The sequence below is a fragment of the Hugonella massiliensis genome (assembly GCA_001486445.1).
Lineage (GTDB): Bacteria > Actinomycetota > Coriobacteriia > Coriobacteriales > Eggerthellaceae > Hugonella > Hugonella massiliensis.
Genome location: LN908986.1, coordinates 1,375,474 through 1,400,002 on the forward strand (window position 1 = coordinate 1,375,474; position 24,529 = coordinate 1,400,002).

The 24,529-nt window shown below is 64.5% G+C and carries 22 protein-coding genes; 3 read left to right on the forward strand and 19 right to left on the reverse strand.

The window, feature by feature from the left end; all coding sequences use genetic code 11:
• Nucleotides 1-3: 3 nt before the first annotated feature.
• From BN3270_RS08710 to BN3270_RS08760, 11 genes are all read right to left on the reverse strand, one after another.
• The gene (locus BN3270_RS08710; RefSeq protein WP_058986696.1) at nt 4-378 is read right to left on the reverse strand and encodes a phasin family protein; all 375 of its coding nucleotides are present in this window, start codon (nt 376-378) and stop codon (nt 4-6) included.
• A gap of 345 nt (nt 379-723) precedes the next feature.
• The gene (locus BN3270_RS08715) at nt 724-2,490 is read right to left on the reverse strand and encodes a proline--tRNA ligase (RefSeq protein WP_058986697.1); all 1,767 of its coding nucleotides are present in this window, start codon (nt 2,488-2,490) and stop codon (nt 724-726) included.
• 2 nt (nt 2,491-2,492) lie between these two features.
• Nucleotides 2,493-3,560, reverse strand: a complete 1,068-nt coding sequence (gene ispG / locus BN3270_RS08720; protein WP_058986698.1) for a flavodoxin-dependent (E)-4-hydroxy-3-methylbut-2-enyl-diphosphate synthase — start codon at nt 3,558-3,560, stop codon at nt 2,493-2,495.
• A gap of 4 nt (nt 3,561-3,564) precedes the next feature.
• Complete coding sequence (locus tag BN3270_RS08725; RefSeq protein ID WP_058986699.1) at nt 3,565-4,641, reverse strand: site-2 protease family protein; 1,077 nt, start codon at nt 4,639-4,641, stop codon at nt 3,565-3,567.
• A gap of 9 nt (nt 4,642-4,650) precedes the next feature.
• Nucleotides 4,651-5,805, reverse strand: a complete 1,155-nt coding sequence (dxr, locus tag BN3270_RS08730) for a 1-deoxy-D-xylulose-5-phosphate reductoisomerase (protein WP_058986700.1) — start codon at nt 5,803-5,805, stop codon at nt 4,651-4,653.
• The gene (locus BN3270_RS08735) at nt 5,798-6,799 is read right to left on the reverse strand and encodes a phosphatidate cytidylyltransferase (RefSeq protein WP_082673453.1); all 1,002 of its coding nucleotides are present in this window, start codon (nt 6,797-6,799) and stop codon (nt 5,798-5,800) included. The genes dxr and BN3270_RS08735 overlap by 8 nt, the downstream gene beginning before the upstream one ends.
• Nucleotides 6,800-6,805: 6 nt before the next feature.
• Nucleotides 6,806-7,591 carry an isoprenyl transferase gene (locus BN3270_RS08740; protein WP_058986701.1) on the reverse strand — a complete coding sequence of 262 codons (786 nt, stop codon included), beginning with the start codon at nt 7,589-7,591 and terminating at the stop codon, nt 6,806-6,808.
• A 49-nt stretch (nt 7,592-7,640) separates the two neighbouring features.
• Nucleotides 7,641-8,201 (reverse strand): ribosome recycling factor, encoded by a 561-nt coding sequence (frr, locus tag BN3270_RS08745; RefSeq protein WP_082673454.1) that lies wholly within the window; start codon nt 8,199-8,201, stop codon nt 7,641-7,643.
• Between the two features lie 87 nt (nt 8,202-8,288).
• Entirely contained in the window at nt 8,289-9,002 is a 714-nt protein-coding gene (pyrH, locus tag BN3270_RS08750; protein WP_058986702.1) for a UMP kinase, read from the reverse strand.
• Nucleotides 9,003-9,178: 176 nt separating this feature from the next.
• The gene (locus BN3270_RS08755; RefSeq protein ID WP_058986703.1) at nt 9,179-10,555 is read right to left on the reverse strand and encodes a S1C family serine protease; all 1,377 of its coding nucleotides are present in this window, start codon (nt 10,553-10,555) and stop codon (nt 9,179-9,181) included.
• Between the two features lie 284 nt (nt 10,556-10,839).
• Entirely contained in the window at nt 10,840-11,451 is a 612-nt protein-coding gene (locus BN3270_RS08760; RefSeq protein ID WP_271711977.1) for an MOSC domain-containing protein, read from the reverse strand.
• Between the two features lie 337 nt (nt 11,452-11,788).
• Here BN3270_RS08760 and BN3270_RS08765 point away from each other — a divergent pair, with 337 nt between their 5' ends.
• The gene (locus tag BN3270_RS08765) at nt 11,789-12,010 is read left to right on the forward strand and encodes an acyl carrier protein (RefSeq protein ID WP_058986704.1); all 222 of its coding nucleotides are present in this window, start codon (nt 11,789-11,791) and stop codon (nt 12,008-12,010) included.
• 296 nt (nt 12,011-12,306) lie between these two features.
• Entirely contained in the window at nt 12,307-13,260 is a 954-nt protein-coding gene (locus BN3270_RS08770; protein WP_058986705.1) for an endonuclease domain-containing protein, read from the forward strand.
• 539 nt (nt 13,261-13,799) lie between these two features.
• Here BN3270_RS08770 and aspS read toward each other — a convergent pair.
• From aspS to BN3270_RS08790, 4 genes are all read right to left on the reverse strand, one after another.
• Complete coding sequence (aspS, locus tag BN3270_RS08775; RefSeq protein ID WP_058986706.1) at nt 13,800-15,578, reverse strand: aspartate--tRNA ligase; 1,779 nt, start codon at nt 15,576-15,578, stop codon at nt 13,800-13,802.
• A 159-nt stretch (nt 15,579-15,737) separates the two neighbouring features.
• Nucleotides 15,738-17,084 carry a histidine--tRNA ligase gene (gene hisS, locus BN3270_RS08780; RefSeq protein WP_058986707.1) on the reverse strand — a complete coding sequence of 449 codons (1,347 nt, stop codon included), beginning with the start codon at nt 17,082-17,084 and terminating at the stop codon, nt 15,738-15,740.
• A gap of 176 nt (nt 17,085-17,260) precedes the next feature.
• Nucleotides 17,261-17,584 (reverse strand): hypothetical protein, encoded by a 324-nt coding sequence (locus tag BN3270_RS08785; RefSeq protein WP_058986708.1) that lies wholly within the window; start codon nt 17,582-17,584, stop codon nt 17,261-17,263.
• 201 nt (nt 17,585-17,785) lie between these two features.
• Entirely contained in the window at nt 17,786-19,189 is a 1,404-nt protein-coding gene (locus BN3270_RS08790; protein WP_058986709.1) for a lysylphosphatidylglycerol synthase domain-containing protein, read from the reverse strand.
• A gap of 138 nt (nt 19,190-19,327) precedes the next feature.
• Between BN3270_RS08790 and BN3270_RS08795 the strand changes: the two genes are divergently transcribed.
• Entirely contained in the window at nt 19,328-20,164 is an 837-nt protein-coding gene (locus tag BN3270_RS08795; RefSeq protein ID WP_082673456.1) for a DnaJ domain-containing protein, read from the forward strand.
• A 142-nt stretch (nt 20,165-20,306) separates the two neighbouring features.
• On the opposite strand, the gene BN3270_RS08800 is transcribed toward BN3270_RS08795, so the two are convergent.
• The 4 genes from BN3270_RS08800 to purM form a co-directional block, all read right to left on the reverse strand.
• Nucleotides 20,307-21,155, reverse strand: a complete 849-nt coding sequence (locus tag BN3270_RS08800; RefSeq protein ID WP_148335520.1) for a hypothetical protein — start codon at nt 21,153-21,155, stop codon at nt 20,307-20,309.
• Between the two features lie 500 nt (nt 21,156-21,655).
• Nucleotides 21,656-22,639, reverse strand: coding sequence for an XdhC family protein (locus BN3270_RS08805; protein ID WP_058986712.1), 984 nt, complete (start codon nt 22,637-22,639; stop codon nt 21,656-21,658).
• A complete protein-coding gene (gene purN, locus BN3270_RS08810; RefSeq protein ID WP_058986713.1) occupies nt 22,632-23,252 on the reverse strand; it encodes a phosphoribosylglycinamide formyltransferase in 621 nt (206 codons plus the stop codon). Before purN ends, BN3270_RS08805 begins: the two co-directional genes overlap by 8 nt.
• A 2-nt stretch (nt 23,253-23,254) precedes the next feature.
• Nucleotides 23,255-24,499 (reverse strand): phosphoribosylformylglycinamidine cyclo-ligase, encoded by a 1,245-nt coding sequence (gene purM / locus BN3270_RS08815; RefSeq protein WP_058986714.1) that lies wholly within the window; start codon nt 24,497-24,499, stop codon nt 23,255-23,257.
• Nucleotides 24,500-24,529 lie beyond the last annotated feature (30 nt).

Consider the following 24,529-nt stretch of genomic DNA (forward strand, 5'->3'; position numbering starts at 1 on the left):
AACCTATTTCGCTTCGGGTGCCTCTTTTGCGTCTTCCGCCTCCGCGGCAGGGGCCTCTTCGACCACTTCGGCGTCGACGACGACCTCGTCGGCCTTGGCGTTCTGCTCGCTCGCGATACGGGTGGCCTCTGCGACGAAGGCCGCGCGCTCTTCGGGGGCCATGGCCGCCATGCGGGCCTCGAGGGCCGCGTCGCGCACGGGCTTGGTTGCCTCGCTCGCCTTGTGCACGAGTTCAGAATTGACCGCCTTGCCCTGCTCGACGGTGAGCTCGCCCTTTTCGACGAGCTGGTCGACGAGCTCCTTGGACTTTTCGCCCGTGATGGCCAGAGCACCGATGCCTGCCAGGAAGATGTTCTTGAATCCGTCTCCGATTGCCATGATGCACGCTCCCTTTCTGCTTTGAACCGTCGCGCCGGCGCACGCCAGCCGTGCAGGACTTTCCTTTTTGCGCCATGCACCTGCGCTTATGCATAAATTGTGCATCAAAACGCCCCAGAGCACAACGAGGGTTTGCCACCCGTTGCCAAGAGGGGATGTACCCGCGGCCCACGGGGCGCACATAAGGCGTGCGCGCCCCGTCCCTTCCCACCGACGAGAAAGGACGGGCGAAGCCCCGGAACGGGGTGGAACGCAAGCGCCGTCCCGCACCCCCCCCATCGCCAAAAAGGCCCGAGGGGCGTGCGCGTCCCCTCGGGCCCTCGATCGCGTCGCGCGATTGCAGGCTTACGCGTGAGCGCGCGCCTGCGATTCTTCGATCAGCTGGTTCAACGCCGCGCTCGCGAGCGCCGGGGCATGCTTGATCATGCTCACGATGTCGTTGAACTCCTCGATGGGGATCTCGAAGCGGTCGCCCGTATGACGGTTCTTCACTTCGTAGACGCCGTTGGAAAGGCCACGCTTGCCCAAGATGATCTGCAGGGGCCAGCCGATGAGGTCGGCGTCGGCGAACTTCACGCCGGGACGTTCTTTGCGGTCGTCGATCACGACTTCCAGACCCACCGAGGAAAGCTGGTCGGCAAGCTTTTCCGCCGCGGGAAGCACCAGGTCGTCGTTGACCGAAAGGGGCAGGATGCACACGTGCGCCGGAGCGATTGCCGCCGGCCATTTGATGCCGTATTCGTCGTTGTACTGCTCGACCACGGCGGCCATGCTGCGCGACACCCCGATGCCGTAGCAGCCCATGATGAAGGGGCGGTCTTTGCCGTCTTCGTCGCTGAAGGTGGCGCCCATGGTCGTGGAGTACTTGTCGCCCAGCTCGAAGATCTGGCCCACTTCGATGCCGCGCGCAAGGGTGATCGGCTTGCCGCATTTCGGGCACGAATCGCCCGCTTTTGCGGTGCACAGGTCGGCCCAGAAGTCGACGGCGAAGTCGCGGCCCTGTTCAGCGCCCACGTAATGGTAGCCGTCCTCGTTGGCGCCCACCACCCAGTGCTTGATGTCCTTGAGGCTCTCGTCGGCGCCGATGCGCACGCCTTCGGGCAGGCCCACGCAGCCGATCGAGCCCTTGGGCAGGCCGGCAGCTTTGATCTCTTCGTCGGTCAGTAGCGTGAAGCCCGGCACCGCGCGGTCGATCTTGATCTCGTTGAGCTCGTGGTCGCCCGGCAGGAAGAGGGCGACGATGGCGCCTTCGGCGTCCTTGCCCACCATGGCCTTGACCGTAGCGGTTTCGGGGATGTGCAAGAACTCGGCAAGCTCGGCGATCGTATGCACGCCGGGGGTCTCGACCTTGCGCAGCTGGGTCTCGTCGTACTCCTTGGGGTGCGGCAGGCAGGCGGCCACTTCGGTGTTGGCCGCCCAACCGCAGGTGCAGCTGGCAAGCTCCGCTTCGCCGGCGTCGGCGAGCGCGTGGTATTCGATCGTGGCGCTGCCGCCGATCTGGCCGCTGTCGGCTTCCACGGGACGGTAGTCGAGCCCCAGGCGCTTGCAGTAGCGCTCGTAGGCCTCGCCCATCTCGCGGTAGGTTTCATCGAGCGATTCCTTGGTGGCGTGGAAGCTGTAGGCGTCCTTCATGATGAACTCGCGGCTGCGCATAAGGCCGAAGCGCGGGCGAATCTCGTCGCGGAACTTGGACTGGATCTGGTAGAGGGTGGTGGGCAGCTGCTTGTAGGAGCGCAGCTCGTTGCGCACCAGGCTCGTGACGAGCTCTTCGTGCGTGGGACCCAGGCACAGGCCGTTGCCGTGGCGGTCCTCCATGCGCATAAGCTCGGGGCCGTAGTCGTTCCAGCGGCCGCTCTCATGCCAAATCTGCGCGTCCTGCAAGATGGGCATCATCATTTCCTGGGCGCCGATACCGTCCATCTCGTCTCGGATGATGGCCTCGATCTTCTTGATCACGCGCCAACCCAGGGGCAGGTAGGTATAGAGGCCGGTTGCGCTCTTGCGCATGAAGCCGGCGCGCAGCAGGAGCTGGTGGCTCGGGATGGCCGCGTCGGTGGGAACTTCTTTGAGCGTAGGAGCGTAGATGTTGCTCATTCGCAGTACGTGGTTCATGATCACAGTCTTTCTATTTCTTCCATAAGCGCACTCACGATAGACGCTTCATCGACCTTGCGCAAGGTCTTGCCGTCTTTGAAGATGATGCCCGACCCCTTGCCGCAGGCCACGCCGATGTCGGCGTCGGCCGCTTCGCCGGGGCCGTTCACCACGCAGCCCATCACGGCCACCTTCACCGGCTTCTTCACCGATTGGAGCTCGTCGTCGACCTGCTTGGCTAAATCGATGAGGCCCACCTGGCAGCGCCCGCAGGTAGGGCAGCTCACGATTTCGGGGCCGCGCCGGCGCAGGCCTAAGGCCGAAAGGAGGGTCCAGCAGGCGCGCACTTCCTGCACGGGATCGTCGGTGAGCGATATGCGCATGGTGTCGCCGATGCCCTCTTCGAGCAGGATGCCCAAACCGGCGGAGCTCTTCACGAGCCCCTGGAAGAGGGTGCCCGCTTCGGTGACGCCGATGTGCAGGGGCACCTGGGGCAGACGCTTAGCCATGAGTCGGTAGGCGGCCACCGTGGTAGGCACGTCGGAAGCCTTGGTGGAAATCACCAGGTCATGAAAGCCGCGGTCGGCGAAGTAGGCGGCATAGCCCGCCGCCGATTCCACGAGCTTTTCGGGCTGGGTAAGGTCGGTGCGGGCTGCCAACTCGTCGTCGAGCGAACCGGCGTTCACCCCGATGCGAATGGGGATGCCCGCCTCCCCCGCCGCGTCGATGATAGGGTCGCAAGCGGGGAGCCCGCCGATGTTGCCCGGGTTGATGCGGAGCTTGGCGGCGCCGCGGCGGGCCGCTTCAATCGCAATCTTCGCGTTGAAGTGCACGTCGGCGACCACCGGCAGGGGCGACGCTGCGCAGACCTCCTGGAAGGCATCGAGGCAGTCGAGCCGGGGGATGGCCATGCGCACGATCTCGCAGCCGGCATCGGCCAAACGGCCGATCTGGGCAAGGTTAGCGTCGACGTCGTCGGCAACTTCGCAGAGCATCGACTGTACCGCGCAGGGGGCGCCGCCGCCCACCGGCACGTTGCCCACCATCACGCGATGCGTGCGGGCGTTCGGTTTCTCACGTTCGATCATGTTATCAACTCCAATTGCCCAAAATGAACCGCTGGATGTCCTGGTTCGCCATCACGACGAACAAGGCGAGGAAAAAGGCCATGCCCGCCAGGCTCAGCCGGTTGAGCGCCCGCGGGCTCACCACCACGCGGCGGATGCGCTGGTAGATTTCAACGACGAAGCGACCGCCGTCGAGCGGCGGGATCGGCAGGAGGTTCATGATCCCCAAGGACACCGAAATCATCGCGGTGAACATGGCGAAGGAGAGCAGGCCCTGGTCGGCGGCCGTTTTCGACATGGCGGCCACGCCGATCACCGACGAGGAATTCTGCACCGTGTCGGCGGCCGTCTGGGGGTTGAACAGGCCCGCCACGGCGACGATGACCATGCCGATGTAGCTGAAGCCCGCTTGGATGCTGCGCAGGGGATCGACCTGGATATGCACGAGCTCGCCCGTGTTGGGGTTGGTCACGTCGACGCCCACCAGCGAATACACCACGACAAACACGAGAATCGCGAAGAGCAGGTTGACCACCGGCCCGGCGAGCAAGATGACGCAGCGCTTCCAGAAGGGCAGGGCCCGGTACTGCTGGGCGCGTTCATGTTCGAAGAAGGCGTCGAGGTCGTCGACGGGCATGGGGTCGCCTTCGGCGCGCGTGCCCCCGTCGCCCGCCGCCTTGCTCGAAAGCGTGCGGTAGACGTTGTATTTGTCCGAGCGGCGCGGTCCGGCGATGGTTCCCCATTCGGCCAGTTCGTCGAGGGCGGCGTAGGCCTCGTCGTCGGTGATCGAAAGGGCGCGCGCGGCATCTTCCATAAGCACCTCGCCGCGCTCGAGCACCAGACCAAGCACCTGCTTGAGATAGGGGCTCTCCTCCCCCGGCTCCATCCCGCAGACGCGGGCGTAACCGCCCAAAGGCACCGCCGTCACGCCGAAGCGGGTGCCGTGCCACATGAAGCCCACGCGCGGGCCGGGCAGGCCGACCATGAATTCCGATACGCGCACGCCGAAGGCGCGGGCCGAAAGGTAGTGGCCCCCTTCGTGGATGACCACGAGGAAGCCCAACACGATGATGCCGTAGAAAATGGAAAGGGCTGCGTCCATAGGCGGCTCCTAGAGGGAATGCGCTGCCACGAACGCGCGGGCGTGGGCGCGAGCGGCGGCGTCGACGGCGGCAAGCTGTTCGAGGCTTTCCACCGGGGCGTTTTCGTGCGCGAGCATCGTGTGCTCGACCGCGTCGGCAATCGAGAGGTAGGCGAGCTCGCCCGCCAGAAAGGCGGCCACGGCCACTTCGTTGGCCGCGTTCATCGCGCAGGGCAGCGTGCCCCCTTCGGCTCCGGCCTGCCGCGCGAGCGCCAGGCAGCGGAAGGTGTCGGTGTCGGCCGGATAGAACTCGAGCTTGCCGATCTGCGTGAAGTCGAGCGGCTCGACCGGGGCCTCCCAGCGTTCGGGGTAGCTAAGGGCGTACTGAATGGGAATGCGCATGTCGGTCGTGCCCAGGTGGGCCTTTACGCTGCCGTCGACGAACTCGACCATCGAATGAATGGCGCTCTGCGGCTGCACGACCACCTTGATGCGGTCGTAGGGCATGTTGAAGAGGTGATGGGCCTCGATGACCTCGAGGCCCTTGTTCATGAGCGTCGACGAATCGATCGTGATCTTGGGCCCCATGTGCCAGGTGGGGTGCGCAAGGGCCTGGGCGGGCGTGATGTGGGCGAGTTCGTCGCGGGTACGGCCACGGAAGGGACCGCCCGAGGCGGTCACCCACAGGCAGTTCACTTCTTCGTGCGCCTCGCCCACGAGGCACTGGTAAATCGCACCGTGTTCGGAATCGATGGGCAAGAGGGTCTGCGGGGTCGTGCGGGGCATGATCAGATCGCCGCCCACCACGAGCGACTCTTTGTTGGCCAAGGCGAGCACCTTGCCCGCCTCGATCGCAGCCAGGCTCGCGCGCAGGCCCGCGGCGCCCACGAGGGCGTTCACCACGAGGTCGACCTCGGGCAGGTTGACGAGCGCCACGACGTCGTCCATGCCCCGGCCCACGTCGATGCCGTCGGTGGGAAGGGTGGGCTCGGGCGCGTCGTCGGCGCCGATGGCCACCGAGCGCACGCCGAACTCACGAGCGGCTTCGATCATCTGGTCGACCCGGCGACCGCACGCGAGCGCGACCACCGAAAGTTTGTCGGGATGCTGGCGCACGACGTCGAGCGTCTGCGTGCCGATAGAACCCGTGCAGCCGAGCACGGCGATGCGTTTGATGTTAGACATAGGGAAGACACCCTCCTGCGAAGAGCAGCACGACGGCTGCCACAGATGCGAAAAACAGCGAGTCGCAGCGGTCGAGCAGGCCGCCGTGGCCGGGCATGATCGTGCCCGAATCCTTCACGCCCACGTTGCGCTTGATGCGGCTTTCGGCCAAATCGCCAATGACGCCGGCGCCCCCGCAGAGCACACCGTAGAACATGGCCTGCGGGATGGTGATCGACACGCCGGGGATCAGGACGAGCAGGCACCACAAGCCCGCCGACGTGATGAGGCCGGCGATGAAGCCTTCCCAGCTCTTCTTCGGCGACGTGCGCGGGGCGAGCTTGTGCTTGCCGATCTTGCTGCCCACGATGTAGGCCATCGCGTCGTTGAACCAGACGCTGCAGAAGAGCACGAGCAAGAGCACGCCGCCCCAGGGCTCGGGCAGGGCCTGGCGCAAGAGAATGAGGCTCGACAGGAGCATACCCGTGTAGGCGGCCCCGAAAAAGCTCACGCTCACGTCGGGGATGCGGGCGCGCATCCAGTAGACGTACCAGATAAAGAGGGCAAGCAGCAGGGCCACGGTGACAAGGGCGATGCCGGTCATCCCCCACAGGTACATGGCCACCGGGTAGGCGGCGGCGCCGACCACGCCGATCATCTCGTTGGGGAGCTTGGCGTCGACGCGCATCATGTAGCAGAACTCGCCCGCGCAGATGCCGGCGACGAGCGCCAGGTAGAGCGTCGTCGTGAGGTCGTTGACGAGCACCGCCACGATCGAAACTGCGGTGTAGACCAGACCCGTGCGGAAACGCACCTGAAAGCTCGAGGCGTTCTTGAACCGCGACGGGGTCTTTTCGTAGGCGACCTGCTTGGCGTGGGCGCGTTTCTTGGCGAACGTCGAGGGTTCGCTCGCATCGGGTGTGGCCACGCTGTGGGCGTAGAGCTCTTCGGCCCGGCGATCGCCCGAATCCGGCCGGTCGACCGGTCGGTTCTCGTTTGCTTGCTCGTCGTTCATAGGTCGCTACTTCACCCCGCCGAAACGACGCGTACGACCTTGGAAGTCGAGCAGCGCGCGTAGAAAGTCGTAGCGGTCGAAATCGGGCCAGAGTACATCGGTAATGTAGAACTCGGAATAGGCGATCTGCCACAAAAGGAAATTGGAAATGCGCATTTCCCCGCTCGTGCGGATGACGAGGTCGGGATCGGGGATGTCGGCGGTATCCAAATGGCGCGCAAAGGCCGCTTCGTCGACGGGGGCGAAGGGGACGCCGGCGGCCTGTTTGGCCGCGGCTTCGCGGGCGATGTCGTTTGCCGCGCGCAGGATTTCCGCACGGCCGCCGTAATTCACCGACACCACCAGGGTCATCCCCGTGTTGTTCCGGGTCTTTTCCCAGGCTTCGGCGAAGGCCTGGCGGGTCTTGGGCGGCAGGGCGCTCGCGTCGCCGATCGTCATCACGCGCACGTGCTCTTCATGCAGGCCGTCCACTTCCGCCAGCATGGTCTTGGCGAAGAGGTCCATGAGCCCCCGGACCTCGTCTTCGGGGCGTTTCCAGTTCTCGCTCGAGAACGCGTAGATGGTCAGGTAGCGCACGCCCACGTCGGACGCGCAGCGAATCGTTTCGCGCACGGCGCCGATGCCCGCCTTGTGGCCGGCTAGGCGCACCTTGCCGCGCTCTTTGGCCCATCGGCCGTTGCCGTCCATGATGACGGCAACGTGCGCGGGCACCTGGGCAGGGTCGAGCGCCCGGGCGTCCAAACCGTCCGGCACGCTGGGAAAAATCTCATCGAGCGGCTTATGGAACGACACATCGACCCCCTTGACTTCTTTTGAATCTGCGCAGAGAACCCGAAGCGGCCTAGATGGCCATGACTTCGGCTTCCTTCTTCTTGAAGTGCTCTTCGACCTTGGCGATGTAGGAGTCGGTGAGCTTTTGGATGCGGGCCTCGGCGCGGCGCTGCTCGTCTTCGGGCAGGCCCTCTTCCTTGACCTCTTTTTCAACGGCGGAATTCGCTTCGCGGCGGGCGTTGCGCACGGCGATGCGGGCCTCTTCGGCGTAGGCCTTGCACTTCTTTACGAGCTCGCGACGGCGCTCTTCGGTAAGCGACGGGAAGGCGATGCGGATGACGCTGCCGTCGTTTGAGGGGCTCAAATCGAGGTTGCTCGCGTTGATCGCGTGCTCGATGGCGCCGAGCGTGCCCTTGTCCCAGGGCTCGATGACGAGCATATGGGCGTCGGGCGTCTTGATAGCGGCCATCTGGTTGATCGGCGTGGGAACGCCGTAGTACTCGACGCGGATGCGGTCGAGGACCATCGCGCTCGCGCGGCCCGTGCGCACGTTGGTGAACGCTTCTCCCAGCGAGTCGATTGCCTTGTCCATGCGCTCTTCGGCTTCGAGCATGATTTCGTCTAGTGCCATCGTGATCCTTCCCAAGACCTTGCGGGGTGGCTGCCCCAATGATGAGTGCGGCGGGGCCGGCGGCCCCTTGGTGCGCGTGCGAGCAGGTTAGCTCACCGTTGTGCCGACGTTTTCGCCCTTGAGCACGCGGGAGATGTTGCCCGGCGCCGTGATGTCGAACACGAGCATGGGCATGTGGTTGTCCATGCACAGCGACGTGGCCGTCGTGTCCATGACGTGGAGTTCCTTCGAGATCACATCGAGGTAGGAGATGTGCTCGAAGCGGGTGGCGTCGGGGTTCTTCACCGGGTCGCTGTCGTAGATGCCGTCGACCTTGGTGGCCTTCATCAGGCATTCGGCTCCGATTTCGAGGGCGCGCAGGGCGGCCGTGGTGTCGGTGGTGAAGTAGGGGTTGCCCGTGCCGGCGGCGAAGATGACGACGCGGCCCTTTTCCAGATGGCGGATGGCGCGACGGCGGATGTAGGGTTCGGCCACCTGGCGCATCTCGATAGCGCTCATCACGCGGCAGGCGATGCCGGCGCGCTCGAAAGCGTCCTGCAGGGCAAGGGCGTTCATGCAGGTGGCAAGCATGCCGATGTAGTCCGCCTGCGAGCGATCCATGCCCTCGGCGGAACCGGCGAGGCCGCGGAAGATGTTGCCGCCGCCCACGGTGACGGCGACTTCGATGCCATCGTCTGCAATCTGCTTGATCTGCTGGGCGAGGTCGTCGACCACTTTGGGGTCGATGCCGTAGCCGGTGTCGCCCATGAGAGCCTCGCCGGAAAGCTTCAGAAGAACGCGTTTGTACTTATAGTCGGACATGCGCACACCTTTCAGTCGATTCAACTTATCTTACCCGATTCGCACGGGGCGCGGGGCGCGGGGGCGCGCATATGCACCGTTTCGTTGCAAGCTCATGGAGGCAGCCGCCTAGCGCAAAAAACGGGCCCGCCGAACGACGGGCCCGTAGAGGAGAGCGGCTTTGGCCGAGCGATGGGCTAGGCGGCGTTGCTCGACGCGCCGTTGCCGCTGTAGCTCGAGCCGCTGTTGCCCCAGCCCCAGCCGTACTGCGTGCCGAGCTCTTCGGACAGGGATTTGCTCGTATCCTCGTCGGACTGGAGCGTGACCTGGGCGGTCTGTTCCTGGCCGTTGCGCAGGTAGGTGACCGTCACCGTGTCGCCCACGTTATGCGAGCGAACCGCGGCGATCAGGTCGGTGCTCGAGGTCACCTGCGTGCCGTCGACCTTGGTGATGATGTCTCCCTCTTGCAGGCCGGCGGACTGGGCCGCGCCCGAAACCGAGTTGACGTAGGCACCGGAATCAGAACCCAGGTTGTAGCGCTGGTTCAAATCGCTCGTGACGGAAATCGTGGTGATGCCGAGCTGAGCATGGGTGGGCGTCTTGCCGTCGATGATCTGCTGGGCGATGTTCATCGCGTAATCGACCGGGATGGCGAAGCCGACGCCCGAGTAGTTGCCCGAGTAGCTTTCGATCACGGCGTTGATGCCGATCAGCTTGCCGTTTTCATCGACGAGCGCGCCGCCCGAGTTGCCCGGGTTGATGGCCGCGTCGGTCTGGATCATGTTGGTGTAGATCGTCGAGCTGCCCGAACCGGCGCTGTAGCCCGAAGAGGAATCGGAGTTCGACACGCTGATCGTGCGGCTCGTGGCCGACACGATGCCGGTGGCGACCGACTGTTCCAAGCCGAAGGGGCTGCCGACCGTCATAACCCACTGGCCCTGCTTCAAGTTGGCGGAAGAGCCGATTTCGATTGCGGTGAGGTTGCTGGCGTCGATCTTGACCACGGCCAGGTCGGTGGTCTCGTCGGTGCCCACCACGGTGGCGTCGTAGGTCTGGCCGTCGGCGGTAACCTTCAGGGCGTCGGCCCCTTGGACCACATGGTAGTTGGTGAGGATGTAGCCATCGCTCGAAATGATCACGCCGCTGCCCAGGCTCGTTTGCTGCAGGGTCTGGCTGCCGCCCGACGAGCGGCCGAGCATGCTGCCCGAAGACGAGCCCTGATAGACGTCGATGGCCACGACCGAAGGCAGGACCTTGTTGGCCACCTGTTCGGCGAGCTCGGAACTCTCGCCGCTCGCGCTCGCGGTGATGTCGCCGTTCGAAGACGACCCCAGCACGACCGACCCCGTGGAGGATTTGCCGGTTGCGGTGTTGTAGGCGGCGAACCCGCCGAAGGCGAGGGCGCAGGCGAGGCCCGCCCCGATGAAGGCGGTCGCAAAGGTGCGGCCGCGCCCGCTCTTGGGCGCAGGTGCGGGGGCGACGTAGGTCGTGCGCTGGGTGGGTTGCGGGGCGAAGCCCGACCCCTGAGGGGGAACCGGCGCCGAGTTGCGCGGGTCGAAGTTGTTGTCTGCCATAGTATTCACACTCCACATCTTCACTAGACGGTTGCGCTTCGTTCGTTCTGCTCGTACGGTAGCACGCATGCCGCGAAACGCCGCCCTACCCGCACGGCTGTTAACGTGATGCAACAAACCGGCGCGCCGGGCGCCGTCCGGCGGATGCGCCGAAGCGCTTTCCCCGAACAAGATGGTTCACACTCTACGCATGCGCGCTTAAGCAATCCTGAAAGAGGGGCAACGCGGTGGCTACGCGCGCGTGGCAAATCACGGAAGCGACGCGAAGCGAGGCCGCGGCAGACCTAGGCCTTCACGTCCTCGATGCGGTTTTCCTTGAGCGGGGCGTCGGTGATGAGGTGGTGCACCTCGCCCGCGCCGAGCGAAAGAACGCGCACCTCGTCTCCCACATGCACTTCGCCCGGTTTGGCCACCCAGCCGAAGACGCCCTCGCGCGGGAAGATGCAGTCGCCGGCGAGGTAGAAGATCGCGCAGCGGCTGTGGCATTTCTTGCCGATCTGGGAGATCTCGACTTCGGCGTCGCCCACGGCCAGGCGCGTGCCCAGGGGCATGCCCTTCATGTTGATGCCTTCGACGGTGATATTCTCGCCGAAATCGCCTTCCGCCACGTCGAGCCCGTGCTCTTTCGCGACGTCGATCGACTCTTCCATAAGGAAGGACACCTGGCGGTGCCAGTTGCCGGCGTGGGCATCGCCGCGCACGCCGTAGTCGGAATCGAGTTCGATCGTGCCCGAATCGACGGGGTGCTTGCGCGTGCCCTTGTGCTCCGAGACGTTCACCGACGTGATGCGGCCCGTGCTCCCCACTTGGGGAGCGGGCATGTCGACGCTGCGCATGGGCTGCGCGGGTTCGATAGGGGTTGTCGTGTCCACCGGCGTCGTCTTCTGGTCTGCCATAGTTGTCCTTTCGTAAGGATAAATTCACGTCAGATTATAGGTCTATTCTCGCGCGCGCACAATGCGCGCCCGGGCCGGTCGCCGCTTTTCGTCCCGATTCGTCATCCTTGGTCATGTGCCCGCCCCCACGAGGACGGCGATTTCACCTTCCCCGTGAGATAAGCACGACGCGCGACCGCCAAACCGCCCACGGGGGGCGACGTGCAGGCCTTGTAGGCAACGATTGACGGCTTGATGGAGCAGACCCGCGCACGAGGGTCGAGTCTGATAGAATGTGCGCACTCCGGCGCCGCGCAAAGACCGATGCGGGCGCCATTCCACCAAGAAAGGAACGCCCATGGCCACCATCGATACCGTGAAGGAAATTCTGAACGACAACCTGGACATCGACCCCGAAACCGTTTCCGAAGATTCCACGTTCGAATCCCTCGGCATCGACTCCCTCGATATGGTCGAGCTCACCTGCGACCTCGAAGAGCGCTGCGACATCGAATTCGGCGAGCCCGAAGGCCTCGAGACCATCGGCGACCTGGTTAACTACATCGACGGCCTCAAGTAGGTTCCCCTCCCCATCGATTGAAAGCCCGGCTCCGGCCGGGCTTTTTTGCGCCCCGATGCAGCCGGGCGCCGGCGCGCGCAACCGCCGGCGACTCGTTGCGACGAGCGGGGAAACGCGGCAGACCGATCGGCGAAAACCGCGAGAGGCCGAGGCGAACCCCGTTCGGCCACATGCCGTCCCCCGTTTCCCATCGCAGGGCCATCAGATTCTCCTCCCTTTTCTCACCTGGGGAAATAACCGAAAATTCGATCCCTCAATAGGTGGATGGCCCCGCATGCGCCTGCTAGGATGCCGCTATGAGCATCTGCCTTTCACATACTACCGCCCAAAGCTATTGGCTCCACGCCGCAATGCTCGAGCCCGAAGCCGACCCGCGCGCCTTCGCATTGTGCGCGGGCGACGTGCGCGCCTGCCACGACGAATTGGAGCGCGCGATTCCGTCGTCGATTCTCGCCGCCGACGACCCTCTGCACGTGCTTGTGCCGCGAACGAACACACGGACCAGCACGTCTGCGGTCGTGTTCCATGTTCACACACCGCCTCTCGCCCCGAACGCGCTCAAGCGTCTTGGCCCAAACGTGTTCATCGTCTCTCCCGAGCTGTCGTTGGCCCAAATGGCGTTGAGCCGCTCGGTTGCCCGAACGGCTCAGTACGGATCGTTTCTGTGCAGTTCGTACCGCCTGCCCTTCGACCCGGATTCAACAGAGCTGCCAGCGCGGAACCCCCTCGTGCACCGCTCGGAACTTGCTGCATTCCTAAGTGGCAACCAGGCACAGCATGGGTGCAAAATCGCCCAGCGCGCACTTCCCTGGATTGTCGAAGGGGCTGCTTCCCCGCCCGAAGTGCAGCTAGCGCTCCGGCTTTGCCTCCCCTTCCGGTATGGCGGCTACAACATGCCGCTCCCCCAGATGAATGCCGTAATCGACCTTACCGCGGACGAGCAAGGCGTCGTAGGGAAAGAATTCCTCAAAGGCGATGCGGTCTGGCCCGATGCGCAGCTCGTCGTTGAGTACGATGGCTTCTACCACGCAAGCAAAACGCAGATGCAAGCCGACGCCGTAAGACGCGCCACCCTGCGTCATGCCGGCTGGACGGTTATCGAAGTCACCAACCGCCAAATCACCAGCATCGACGCATTCGAGCAGGTTGCCCAGCTCGTTGCCAAGCAACTTGGCCGCCGCCTACGCAGATGCTACCTGGGCGCCACGCCCGCACGGCTCAAACTCATCGATGAGCTCTTCTTCCTGTAGCAGCATCAGATCGCCCTTGCCCCGAACGGCCAATTCCAAGGCTCAGACATACCGCCATGGGACAAATCTTAGGGGGGGGGCGCTGGCAGAGATTCATCGATATGTAGCAATTCTTGAAGGACTCTGGCACGGAAGTGCCGATATGCAGCATCCGATTTCTCAAGCTGGCAAAGAAGCGCCGATTTGCAGCATTGATTCCTACTGCAAATCGGCGCTTCTGTGCCATTGCATGAAATGCTGTGCTGCACATCGGTATATCCGTGCCATCTAATCGAATATTTTGCTGCATATCGGTTATTTCGTGCCATTCTCACACGCAGATTAGCACCCGAGCAGGAACCGCGCCGCGAAATCGCCGTCAAGCCTTTGCCCCCGCTGTCGTTTCAGCCCATAAACAGGGAGCGGGAGGGTCGGGCGCTTGCGAAGCGACAGGCGGCCCGATGCCGGTTCCACCCGCAGACAGAAAGCGGGAAGCCCGCACGCAAAAGCGCCCGCACGAACCGTGCGGGCGCTCTCGTCGCTCGATATGCCGTTGCAGCCTAAAGCAGACGCAAGGACACTTCCTTGAGCTGCTTGGCGGATACGGCGTTGGGGGCACCCGTCATCGGGTCGCTCGCCGAAGAGGTCTTCGGGAAGGCGATGACGTCGCGAATCGAATCGCGGCCGGCCAGCAGCATGATAAGGCGGTCGAGACCCAGCGCAATGCCGCCATGGGGCGGCGCACCCAGCTCGAGCGCGTGAATCAGGTGGCCGAAGCGCTCTTCGATCTCGTCGTCGGAAAGGCCCAGACGATGCAGGACGCGCTTCTGCAGCTCGGCGTTATGGATACGGATCGAGCCGCCGCCGGCCTCGAAGCCGTCCATGACGATGTCGTAGCTGTAGCTCGAGCATGCCATCGGGTCGGATTCGATCTTGTCCCAGTCCTCTTCGGGAATCATCGTGAAGGGATGGTGCTCGGCAGCGTACTTCTTCTCGTCTTCGTCGTACTTGAACATCGGGAAGTCGACGACCCACAGAAGCTTATGGCCTTTGCGCTCGATGCCCAGCAGGTCGGCCATATGCAGGCGCAGGGCGGCAAGCACGGCACTCGCGGTGTCGAAGGTGTCGGCGGCGAAGAGGAGCAGGTCGCCCGGCTCGACGTTCATCGCTTCCTTGATCTTGGCATGCACCTCGTCGCCCAAGAACTTGATGATGGGGCTCTTTTCCTTGCCGTCGGTGGTGTAGGCGATCCAGGCCATGCCCTTGGCGCCGTTGGCGGCTGCCACGTCGGCCAGCTTTTCGATGTCGCCGCGGCTCCAGTCGCCCGCGCCCTTGGCGTTGATGGCCTTCACCACGTTGCCCGCTTCAACGGCCTTGCTGAACACGCCGAAACCGCAGCCGCGCACGATGTCGGTAAGGTCGACGAGTTCCATGCCGAAGCGCACGTCGGGGCGGTCGCACCCGAAGCGGTCCATGGCTTCCTTCCAGGGCATGCGCTGGAGCGGGAAGTCCTGCTCGACGCCGATCTGGGCGAAGACCTCTTTGAAGACGTCTTCCATCATGGTCATGACGTCGTCGGCGGTCACGAAGCTCATCTCGATGTCGACTTGGGTGAACTCGGGCTGGCGGTCGGCGCGCAGGTCCTCGTCGCGGAAGCAACGGGCGATCTGGTAGTAGCGCTCGATCCCGCCCACCATGAGCATCTGCTTGAACTGCTGGGGACTCTGTGGCAAGGCGTAGAAGGAGCCCGGGTTGGGGCGGCTGGGCACCAGGTAGTCGCGCGCGCCTTCGGGCGTGGAGTTGGCCAGGATGGGGGTCTCAACCTCCATGAAGCCGCGCTCATCGAGGGCGCAACGGATGGCGTGGGCCACCGTATGGCGCAGCTTGAGGTTGGCGAGCATTTCGGGACGGCGCAAGTCCATATAGCGCCACTTCATGCGGGTGAGCTCGTCGGTCTCGATGCCGTCTTCGATGGCGAAGGGCGGGGTCACCGACGTGTTGAGCACCTTGAGCGAATGGGCGAGCACTTCGATCTCGCCGGTAGCCATGTGCGGGTTGACGCTGCCTTCGCCGCGGGCGCGCACCGTACCGGTCACTTCGATCACGAATTCGCGGGCAAGATGCTCGGCGGCGTGGAATTCCTCTTCGGTCACGCAATCGGGGTCGAAGACCACCTGCGTGTAGCCCGCGCGATCGCGCAGGTCCACGAAGATCAGGCCGCCATGGTCGCGGTTGTGCCACACCCAACCCGTGAGGGTCACGTCGCGGCCTTCGTCGGCCAGACGCAACTGTCCGCACGTGCTCGTGTGCATGCAGTATGCGTTCAAGAAATCGCTCATCTTGACTTTATGCTCCTTGCCAAACATCTTTGCCTGCAAAGGGCCCGCACCCCGTTGGAGCGCAGGCCCTTAGGTTTCGAACCAATGTATTGTAGCGCACACGCCCAGGGTGAGGAATCGCCCACCGCTGCTCTGCACGCAATCCACGAGACGCACGGGCTAGCCGAGCAGCCCTTCGACGGTGCCCGTAGCCCCTGCAGCGCACGCGTCCAGGTAGGCGCGCACGGCCGCCAGGTCGAGGTCACGCTCGTCATGGGAAGCCATGTCGCGCACGTGCAGCTTGCCGGCCGCCAGCTCATCGGGGCCGAGGATGGCTGCCAAGCGAGCGCCTTGCTTGTTAGCCTGCTTCAGCTGGCTCTTCAAGCTGCGGGACTGATGGTCCATTTCGGCGCTCAGGCCGGCATCGCGCAGCTGCTGTAGGAAACGGAAGGCTTCGGGACGCAGGTCGTCTTCGACGGCGGCCACGTAAACGTCGAGGGTCGCCGGAACCGACGTCTGCGCGCCAGCCGCTTCGATGGCCAGCTTGCAGCGTTCCAAGCCCAGCGCGAAACCGAAGCCCGGGGCCGGCTTTCCGCCGATCTCCTCCATGAGCTTGTCGTAACGGCCGCCCCCGCCGATCGCGTTCTGCGACCCCATGCCGTTGTCGACCTGCACCTCGAAGACGGTGCGGGTGTAGTAATCGAGCCCGCGCACGAGCGTGGGGTCTTCCACGTAGGCGATGCCGGCTGCGTCGAGCAAAGCCTTAACCTGCTCGTAGTGGGCCTTGCAGTCGTCGCAGAGCCAATCGGGGATGAGCGGAGCGCCGGCCATCACGCGCTTGCAGCCCTCCTTCTTGCAATCGAAGGCACGCAGGGGGTTGACCTCGGCGCGATGCAGGCATTCGTCGCACATGTCCTCGGCGTGGGCGAAGATGTACTTCTTCACCGCGTCGCGGTAGGCGGGACGGCAGTTCTCGTCGCCCATCGAGTTGATGAGCAGGCGCATGCTCTCGCGCGGGATGCCCATCTCTTCGAAAAAGCGCATCACCATGATGATGCCCTCGGCGTCGACCGTGGGGTCTTCGGCGCCCAGGCATTCGACGCCCACCTGGTTGAACTCGCGCAAGCGCCCCTTCTGCGGGCGTTCGGCGCGGAACATAGGGCCGGCGTACATGAGCTTGACGGGCGCGCCGCCCGGCACGATCAGACCGTTCTGGGCAATGGCGCGCACGACGCCCGCCGTGCCTTCGGGACGCAGCGAGAGCCGGCTTTTCGCCGGAAGATCCTCCCCCGCCACGAGCTTGGTCAGGTTGCCGCCCGACACGACGGTGAACATCTCCTTGGACACAACGTCGGTCGCCGTGCCGATGCCGCGCACGAAAAGGTCGGTTTGCTCGAACAGGGGCGTTTCGATCGGCGCATAGCCGTAGCGGCCAAACACGCGGTATGCCGTATGGATGAAATGTTCCTTGAATCGCGCGTCGTCGGGTAGCAGGTCCTCGGTACCGATCGGTCGTTGTATCGCCATTGCAGGAATGCCTTTCTTCGCAACATGAAAGCGCCGCGCGTATGCGCGGCGCACCGTTCGTATTCTACCCCACCCCGCGAGGCGCGTGTGCATCTTGTAGCGAGCGAGCCGGGCCGCACGATGCGATCGCTCGCGCACCCGGCAAGATTCCTCGATTCGTTTGGCGAAAAGACCGGCTAAAAGGCGCTGCCTGCAGACGACGACCCGCCGCCCGTGGCGCCGCCCGCGCCCAGGGGAGCGAACGACGACATATCGACCCCCATGAGGCCCAAGACGATCACGTCGAGCAGGGCGCCCAAGAGTATGCCGATGCAACTGTATTTGAGCGCCTGGGACCGCAGGCTGCGCGTCCGTACGTCGGGCCCTAAAAACGAGATGAAGGCAACGAGCAGGCTGAAGATGCCGATCATCATGCCGAGCACGACCCAGAGGGCCTTCATCGCCCCCGACATCTGGGCTGGCTGGTCGCCCTTGTAATTGGGGTTGGGGATGAAAGGCATTTGGTCGTTGGGTAGCTGGAAGGGGTTGCGCGGGCCCGTGTCGCCCGAAGGCGGCGCCTGCTGCGCCCTCGGGGCCTGCGGTGCGGGCCCCTGCGGTTGCCCCGCAGGGGCCTGTTGTAGCAACGCGCCCCACCGGCGCCACGCTATCGACGCCAGCATTACTGATTCGTAGGAAAGGCGCCGCACGCGCGACGCATCGGGCTACTTTCCGAACACGATCGCATGCAAATCGCGCGGCACCGGCCTATCAAACGAGGCGCGCTGCACGAACAGCCACACGGCGAGCGCCACCGACACGATGGCCACGGTGATCGTTTCGAAAAAGAGGAATTGGATGCTCGCCAGCAACACGAGCACGGTCACGGCCAGGGCCATGGCCGTGCGATAGCGCCGCACGAGGCCCACCGCCATGATGATCAGCACGAAGCCGAAGACCACGATCGTAGGCCCGGCAAAGATGTTGCTGAAGTCGACCCATTCGACGAGGGCGCGATAGGGCGCCAAAAACGAGGGAATCGCGTACGAGATGATCGCCACGACCCCCATGAAGCCCACGAGCGTGCCCGAAATCCAGGCGATGTCCTTGTCGTGCTGCTCCTGCGAGGGGTCCTTCTTGTTCTGGAAGAAGCCCGACTGCGACAGGAGCAGGGCCCCGATGCAGAAGGGGATCCAGAACATGATGCCGCGATAGAGCAGGGCGATGGCCGTCGCGGTGGGCAGAGAGCAGCCGTCGGCGGTGAGCACCGCGGCGATGGCCGCCTCGACCACGCCGATGCCCTGGGGCGTCGGGCTCAAGATGACCGAAATGGCGCCAAGAGCGAAGGCGGCCACGAGGGCGGGCACGTTTTCGAAGCCGAAGGCGTAGCCGATCGCCACCAGGCTCATCATGTTGAGCACGGCCGAAAGCGAGGCCCAGGCGATGCTCACGGCGGTGCCCGTAAGGTTGCCCGCCATCACGCGGGCCGCCTTGATGAAGGAATCGGCGGTGTCCTTGCCCCACGTGGGCGAAAGGGGATGCTTGACCTTGCGGGCGACCGCGCCGACCGGGCGCGCAATGGCGTTGAACAGCTTGTAGAGCCACCGGGGGCGGAAATAGCCCACCACGTACATGCTCGAGAGCCCGAGCAAGACGAACATGAGCAGCAGAGCGCCCACGACGAAGACCATGTTGACCGTGTTCGAGAAGATCATCGTGAGGAAGCCGACGATCGAGATCACGAGCAGGGCCGCGAAATAGCCGATCTGCGAAAGGATGGCGCCGCTCGTCGCGCGTCCCAGGTCGGCCCCGTTGCGGTGGGCGTCGTCGACGATGAAGGCCACGCCCGTGGCGCCCGAAAAGAGGCAGAAGGTGTTGATGAACACGAGGCTGAAGATGAGGACGATGTAGTCCCAAAGCTTGCGGCCCGCGAATCCCACGGCCTCGAACGCGGTTTTGTAGGACACGGCTTGGGTGAGGTGGCGCAGAATCATGATGACGCAGGCGATCAGCAGCGGGGTGGTCGCGCCCGCCTGCGCGGCGTCATAGATGCTCGCGATGGTGTCGGCGTTGCCCGTGATAAAGCACAGCGCGATGATCGCGACAACGATGAGCAGCGCCTTCTTCACAGGGAACGTCCTTCCTCGATTTACCGAGCAGAAATTATACCATCGGCCCTCCACGGCACGCGCACCGCACGGTTACGCCACGGAAACGGCCCGCGGAGCGCGCATCAAACCTTCACCCCCACTGCGTATAGTGCAGGCATGAAAAAATCAGAGGCACTGAACATACTCGGGTTGCACGACGGCGCCACGCCCGAAGAGATCAAGCAGGCGCATCGCACGAAGATCCGCGAGAACCATCCGGATCGCTTCTCCGACCCTGAAAAAAAGCGCGCGGCCGAAGAGAAGACCAAGCTCATCAACGAGGCGCGCGACGTGCTCAACTCCGGCAAGTGGGACCCTGAAAGCGGCCCGCGCAACGCCGGCTACAACCCCTACGCCAGCTATGGCCGCCCCCAGCATGCCGCTGGGCAGAACCCCGACCCCTTCGCCGGCATGCCCTTCGATTTCGTTTGGACCAGCTGGGACAACGTGGGCACGCAGGGCCAGAGCTCCCACCGAGGGTACCGCACCGAATGGGACGCCTACGATCCGCGCGATCCCTTCGGCACGGGCTTCCAAAACGCCGACCCCTTCGCGTCGGTCTTCACGCGCGAACCTCAGAAAAGCCCCGAAGAAGAGGTAGCCGAAGCCAAAGCCGACATGAACCAGGTGCTCGTGTCCTTCGCCGTGAAGCTCGCGGTGCTCGCCATCTGCGCCTTGGTGGGCGGGCTCGCCGTGGGCATGTTCATCTACGTGATCGCCACCCTGCTCTTCGCGATCGCCCGCGAGGCGAGCGGGTGCTCGAGCTTTCTGATCATCCCCTTCCTCTTCGTCTTCGGCCCCATGATCGCCGTCTTCATGCCCGGCATCGGCGCGCAGATCGGAGCGGGCCTGCTCGTCTTCTTCGGCATAGCCGTCGCCTATGACATAGGCATCATCCGCCGGTGCGTGTCCGCCTACCGTACCGCCACCGAAAAGGCCAAGGTATCCCGCTAACGCACACGAGCCCGTCGACCGCGCAGTCAGCGGGCTCGTTTCATGAGGCGCCGACAGCGAAAAATAACGCACAATTTCGAACTATTATCGAGTTCTTTCTTACCGATGAATCGATATTGTGCGTTAATTGCCGTCCGCGCTGCTAGAGACGGACGAACTCGTCATCGAAACCGAAGTCGGGCAGGGTTCTATCCTTGCCTGGGACGAGCGACCAAATCAGTTCCTGTCGCTTCTTCAGAGCGAAACGAGACGCAAGCGCCTCACGTTGCGCATCGAGACGTTTCCCCGCATGGGCCTCGATAGCCGCAACCGCTTGGGCCACGACCGTGTCGAGCCCACCTTCGCCGTACACATCCCCTTTCACCACGGGCAAGATGGTGAGACCCTGCGCCGCCAATTCCCGATTGCGGCGCAAATCGTCGAGGGCCTTGGCCCGCACCGCTTGCAGGCGTGCGCGAAGCTGCCGATCGGCCGCCCCGCTCCCCGGTTCGGCGCAGAGCCGTTCCGTCGCTTCGACGATAGAAGCAAGGTCGAGATGACTATTGCCATCGTAATTGAATCCCACGCCCGTATGCGGAATCATGATATCGGGCACGCGCGAAGAGCGCGCCGTCGTCGTTTTCAGCGTTTCAGGCGTCTCATGGCGTTTGTTGAGAATGCAGCGGCCCAGTCCGTACCCGCCTTCTTCGAGCGGAAGCGCGAGCAGTGCCGCCACGAGCGCCTCCATCGGAGACCACGCGTTATCGGCAACCAGCCTCAGCGCGCGGCGTGCCCGCTTGCGACCCCGCAGGCCCTCGCATGCGTCGACGAATGCCGAAAGCCTCGCTACGTTCGTGACCGGCGCGACGCCCATCGCAGCCGCTCCCTCTTCCGCGCCGTCGGGAGCGAGGGAGAACCCGCCGCACAGCTCGAGCCCCAGCATGAGTCGATTGGGAAGCGGAAGCTCTTGCGACAGTTCCACAAAGAGGAGCTCGGGAGAGCTTATCGCCACCCCCCTCCCCTAGATCGACAAAGGCACCCGCTGGCACATCGCACGAAAAGGCCCGATTCGAGACGCCCCTCAACCTGAGCCTGCATTCCTGTTTCGACACGGCAACGGAACGCACCTCCCCGCTACCCATCGGAGCGGGCAGCGAAAGCCCTCGCAACAGCCCCCACGTCCAGCGAGTGCGGGGCGAAGGGTCCGGATTCCGCAGGTCGCAGCGAGGGAGGCTACGATCACGAGAGGACGAGCATCTCAGCGCCCGCAACTGGCGCAGAGCCTCGCTACCGCAAAGCGTCAACTGCATACAGGCCACCTTTGCTTCCCATGCGAACGGAAATCCCCTTGAAAAGGAAGATTAACGCACAAAACCGGTCGGTATCGGGGGATTTTCAGGCATGCGTTTCACTTTTGTGCGTTATTGAGGCGCAAACGGAGGCGCGCGCGGCGTTGGCGGCGGCGCGCGCGAGCGAGAGGCAGCGCACACCGCGACGCAGCCAGAGCGAACGCTAGCGTCCCAGATGCTCTTCGTGCTGGGCGCGTTCCGCCGCGCTCGTCCGGGCACGGTAGCGCACGTCGACGAGCTCCGCCACGATCGCGATCGCCAGCTCGGCCGGGGTCTTGGCGCCGAACTTCAGGCCAATCGGCCGCTTGACGCCCTCCCATTGCGCTTCGGTCATGCCCGCATCGAGGCAGACCGCCTTCACGTTGTCGTTTTTCGATCGGCAGCCCATCATGCCCACGTAGCCGGCCTGATGGCACACGGCCCACACGCAGGTTTCGGGGTCGTGCACGTGCCCGCGCGTGAGCACGCACACGTAATCGCCCGGTTTGATCGCCAAGCGCTCGAGGTCGGCGTAGCTGTCGAGCACGACCCGCTCGACGCCGGGGAAACGCGCTTCATTGAGAAAATCGGCGCTATCGTCGACCGCCACCACCGAAAAGCCCACGTGAGACGCAAGGGCCGCCGTTTCGGCAGAGGCATCGGTGGCGCCCACGAGCCACACGCGCACCGTCCCCGGCAGAGCGCAGGCGGACCAGGTGAGGCCGTCGAACTGGTCGGTGTGCATGGCCGGACCCCGCGTGACGTCGAGAATCTGGAACTCGTCGCGCGCAGAGAAGGGGCGCGACCCCACGACCTCCCCCGCCTCGTTAGCGAAGAAGACCGCCGGCCTCCCGTCGGCCGAACCAGTCGTGCCGAAGGAGGGGGTCACCGGGTTGTCCACGTTGCGCGTGGCGGCTTCGGCATCGAAGACGAGCTTGAAGGCGAGCCATGCCGTCTCCCCCGCTTCGGCCGCTTCGAGCGCACGGCGGAAAACCGCGCAATCGGCCGCCGTCAGACTCGCGGCCACGCCTTGCGCCGCGGCTTCAGCCGACGGCACGATTCCCTTGCGGGCCGCCTCCGCAAAGCAGGGGAAGTCGCCCGCCGCCAGCACGGGCTCCTTCCCCTGTTCGAGCGATTCAACAACGGCCGAAAGCGCTTCCTTACGCATGTGCGATATGCACCTTACTGTGTTCGTCGAGCGTGATGTCGCCCGCCGCCAGGTGCGCGAGCACCCAGATATAGAGCTCGTGTTCGGTTTCGTGGATGCGCGCCTCGAGCGACTCGAGCGTGTCGTCTTCGGCCACCGGAACCGCCCGCTGGGCGATGATGGGGCCCTTGTCGTATTCGGCGTTGGCCAGATGCACGGTCACACCCGTGACCTTGACGCCGAAATCGAAGGCGTCGCGAATGGCGTGCGCCCCCTTGAAGGCGGGCAGAAGGGCCGGGTGAAGGTTGAGTACCTTGTCTTCGAAGGTGCCCAGGACCACCGGCCCCAGCATGCGCATGTAGCCGGCCATGACCAGGTACTGGGCACCGGCTTCGACAAACTCGCGGGCGATGCGCGCGTCGGCGGCCGCGGCGTCGGCATAGACCGACCGGTCGAGCGCGACCGCGGGAATGCCCGCGGCGCGGGCCCGCTCGAGCCCGTAGGCATCGGGGCGGCTCGACAGCACCTTGACGATTTGCACGTTCAAGCCGTCATGCGCGATGGCGTCGATGATCGCCTGCAGGTTGGTCCCGCTCCCGCTGATGAGCACGCCGATCTTCAGAGCATCGGACATGGCTAGTCCTCCTTGTCCTCGTCCTCTTCGTAGAAGACGTCGCGCTCCGCCGTGCGCTCCGCCGCGCCCGGGGCGGGCGTGCGTTCGGGCACATCGTCGTCGCTTTCGAGTTCGGGGAAGAGCGCGGATTCGTTGACGTAGGTGACGCTGCCCGTGCCGGGCACCACGGTGCCCACACGCCAGACCGTCTCGCCCATGGCCTCGAGGGCTTCCTGCACGGCAGGGGCCTGGACGGGATCGACGATAAGCACCATGCCGAGCCCCATGTTGAAGGTCTTCAGGGCTTCGGTTTCGTCGAGCTTGGCCGCCTTGCAGACGAAGGGGATGATGGGCTCCATGTTCCAGGCGCCCACCTCGACGCGGGCGTCGAGTGTCGCGGGCAGGGCGCGGTTGAGGTTTTCGGTGATGCCGCCGCCCGTGATATGGGCGAGGGCATGCACGGCGCCGGGATGGGCGGCGAGGGCGGCGCGCACCTGCTTGACGTAGATGCGGGTGGGTGTGAGCAGGGCGTCCTGCACGCTTTGGCCCTTGAGACTCTTGCGCGGAAGGCGCAGCTCGTAGTGGGTGCGTCCCTCGACGCAGACCTTGCGGGCAAGGGAGTAGCCGTTGGAATGCAGGCCGCTCGAAGCCAGGCCCAGCAAGACGTCGCCTTCCTTCACGTTGGCCGGGTCGAGCATCTTGGCCCGATCGACCAGGCCCACCGTGAAACCGGACAGGTCGTACTCGTGCGGGTCCATGACGCCGGGGTGCTCGGCCATTTCGCCGCCGATGAGGGCGCAGCCCGCCTGGCGGCAGCCCTCTGCGATACCCGACACGATTTCGGTCACGGCTTCGCTCTTGAGCTTGCCGATCGCGATATAGTCGAGGAAGAAGAGGGGCTCGGCGCCCGTGGCGAGCACATCGTTGACGCACATGGCCACCAAATCGATACCCACCGTGTCGTGCTTGCCGGCCAGCTTGGCCACCTGCAGCTTGGTACCCACGCCGTCGGTGCCGCTCACCAGGATGGGGTCGTCCATGTCCTTGGCCGCGGCGATCGAGAACAGGCCGCCGAAACCGCCGATATCGCCCACCACTTCGGGGCGGTAGGTGGAATGCACGGATTCCTTGATCGCGTCGACGGCGCGGGCGCCTTCGGCCGTGTCGACGCCCGCCTGGGCATAGGTGACCTGGTCGTCAGACACCCAGCTCGGCATGGCGGGCGCGTCCTTGCCCGACGCGGCGCTCACGGTGATTCTCTCGGTCATGTTCGATGCTCCTTAGATAGGTGCCCAGCG

What these genes read in the sequence shown, in the direction of transcription:
- BN3270_RS08710 (WP_058986696.1), bottom strand. Translation starts at nt 378, where the DNA reads ATGGCAATCGGAGACGGATTCAAGAACATCTTCCTGGCAGGCATCGGT.
- BN3270_RS08715 (WP_058986697.1), bottom strand. Translation starts at nt 2,490, where the DNA reads ATGAACCACGTACTGCGAATGAGCAACATCTACGCTCCTACGCTCAAA.
- ispG (WP_058986698.1), bottom strand. Translation starts at nt 3,560, where the DNA reads ATGATCGAACGTGAGAAACCGAACGCCCGCACGCATCGCGTGATGGTG.
- BN3270_RS08725 (WP_058986699.1), bottom strand. Translation starts at nt 4,641, where the DNA reads ATGGACGCAGCCCTTTCCATTTTCTACGGCATCATCGTGTTGGGCTTC.
- dxr (WP_058986700.1), bottom strand. Translation starts at nt 5,805, where the DNA reads ATGTCTAACATCAAACGCATCGCCGTGCTCGGCTGCACGGGTTCTATC.
- BN3270_RS08735 (WP_082673453.1), bottom strand. Translation starts at nt 6,799, where the DNA reads ATGAACGACGAGCAAGCAAACGAGAACCGACCGGTCGACCGGCCGGAT.
- frr (WP_082673454.1), bottom strand. Translation starts at nt 8,201, where the DNA reads ATGGCACTAGACGAAATCATGCTCGAAGCCGAAGAGCGCATGGACAAG.
- pyrH (WP_058986702.1), bottom strand. Translation starts at nt 9,002, where the DNA reads ATGTCCGACTATAAGTACAAACGCGTTCTTCTGAAGCTTTCCGGCGAG.
- BN3270_RS08755 (WP_058986703.1), bottom strand. Translation starts at nt 10,555, where the DNA reads ATGGCAGACAACAACTTCGACCCGCGCAACTCGGCGCCGGTTCCCCCT.
- BN3270_RS08760 (WP_271711977.1), bottom strand. Translation starts at nt 11,451, where the DNA reads ATGGCAGACCAGAAGACGACGCCGGTGGACACGACAACCCCTATCGAA.
- BN3270_RS08765 (WP_058986704.1), top strand. Translation starts at nt 11,789, where the DNA reads ATGGCCACCATCGATACCGTGAAGGAAATTCTGAACGACAACCTGGAC.
- BN3270_RS08770 (WP_058986705.1), top strand. Translation starts at nt 12,307, where the DNA reads ATGAGCATCTGCCTTTCACATACTACCGCCCAAAGCTATTGGCTCCAC.
- aspS (WP_058986706.1), bottom strand. Translation starts at nt 15,578, where the DNA reads ATGAGCGATTTCTTGAACGCATACTGCATGCACACGAGCACGTGCGGA.
- hisS (WP_058986707.1), bottom strand. Translation starts at nt 17,084, where the DNA reads ATGGCGATACAACGACCGATCGGTACCGAGGACCTGCTACCCGACGAC.
- BN3270_RS08785 (WP_058986708.1), bottom strand. Translation starts at nt 17,584, where the DNA reads ATGCCTTTCATCCCCAACCCCAATTACAAGGGCGACCAGCCAGCCCAG.
- BN3270_RS08795 (WP_082673456.1), top strand. Translation starts at nt 19,328, where the DNA reads ATGAAAAAATCAGAGGCACTGAACATACTCGGGTTGCACGACGGCGCC.
- BN3270_RS08805 (WP_058986712.1), bottom strand. Translation starts at nt 22,639, where the DNA reads ATGCGTAAGGAAGCGCTTTCGGCCGTTGTTGAATCGCTCGAACAGGGG.
- purN (WP_058986713.1), bottom strand. Translation starts at nt 23,252, where the DNA reads ATGTCCGATGCTCTGAAGATCGGCGTGCTCATCAGCGGGAGCGGGACC.
- purM (WP_058986714.1), bottom strand. Translation starts at nt 24,499, where the DNA reads ATGACCGAGAGAATCACCGTGAGCGCCGCGTCGGGCAAGGACGCGCCC.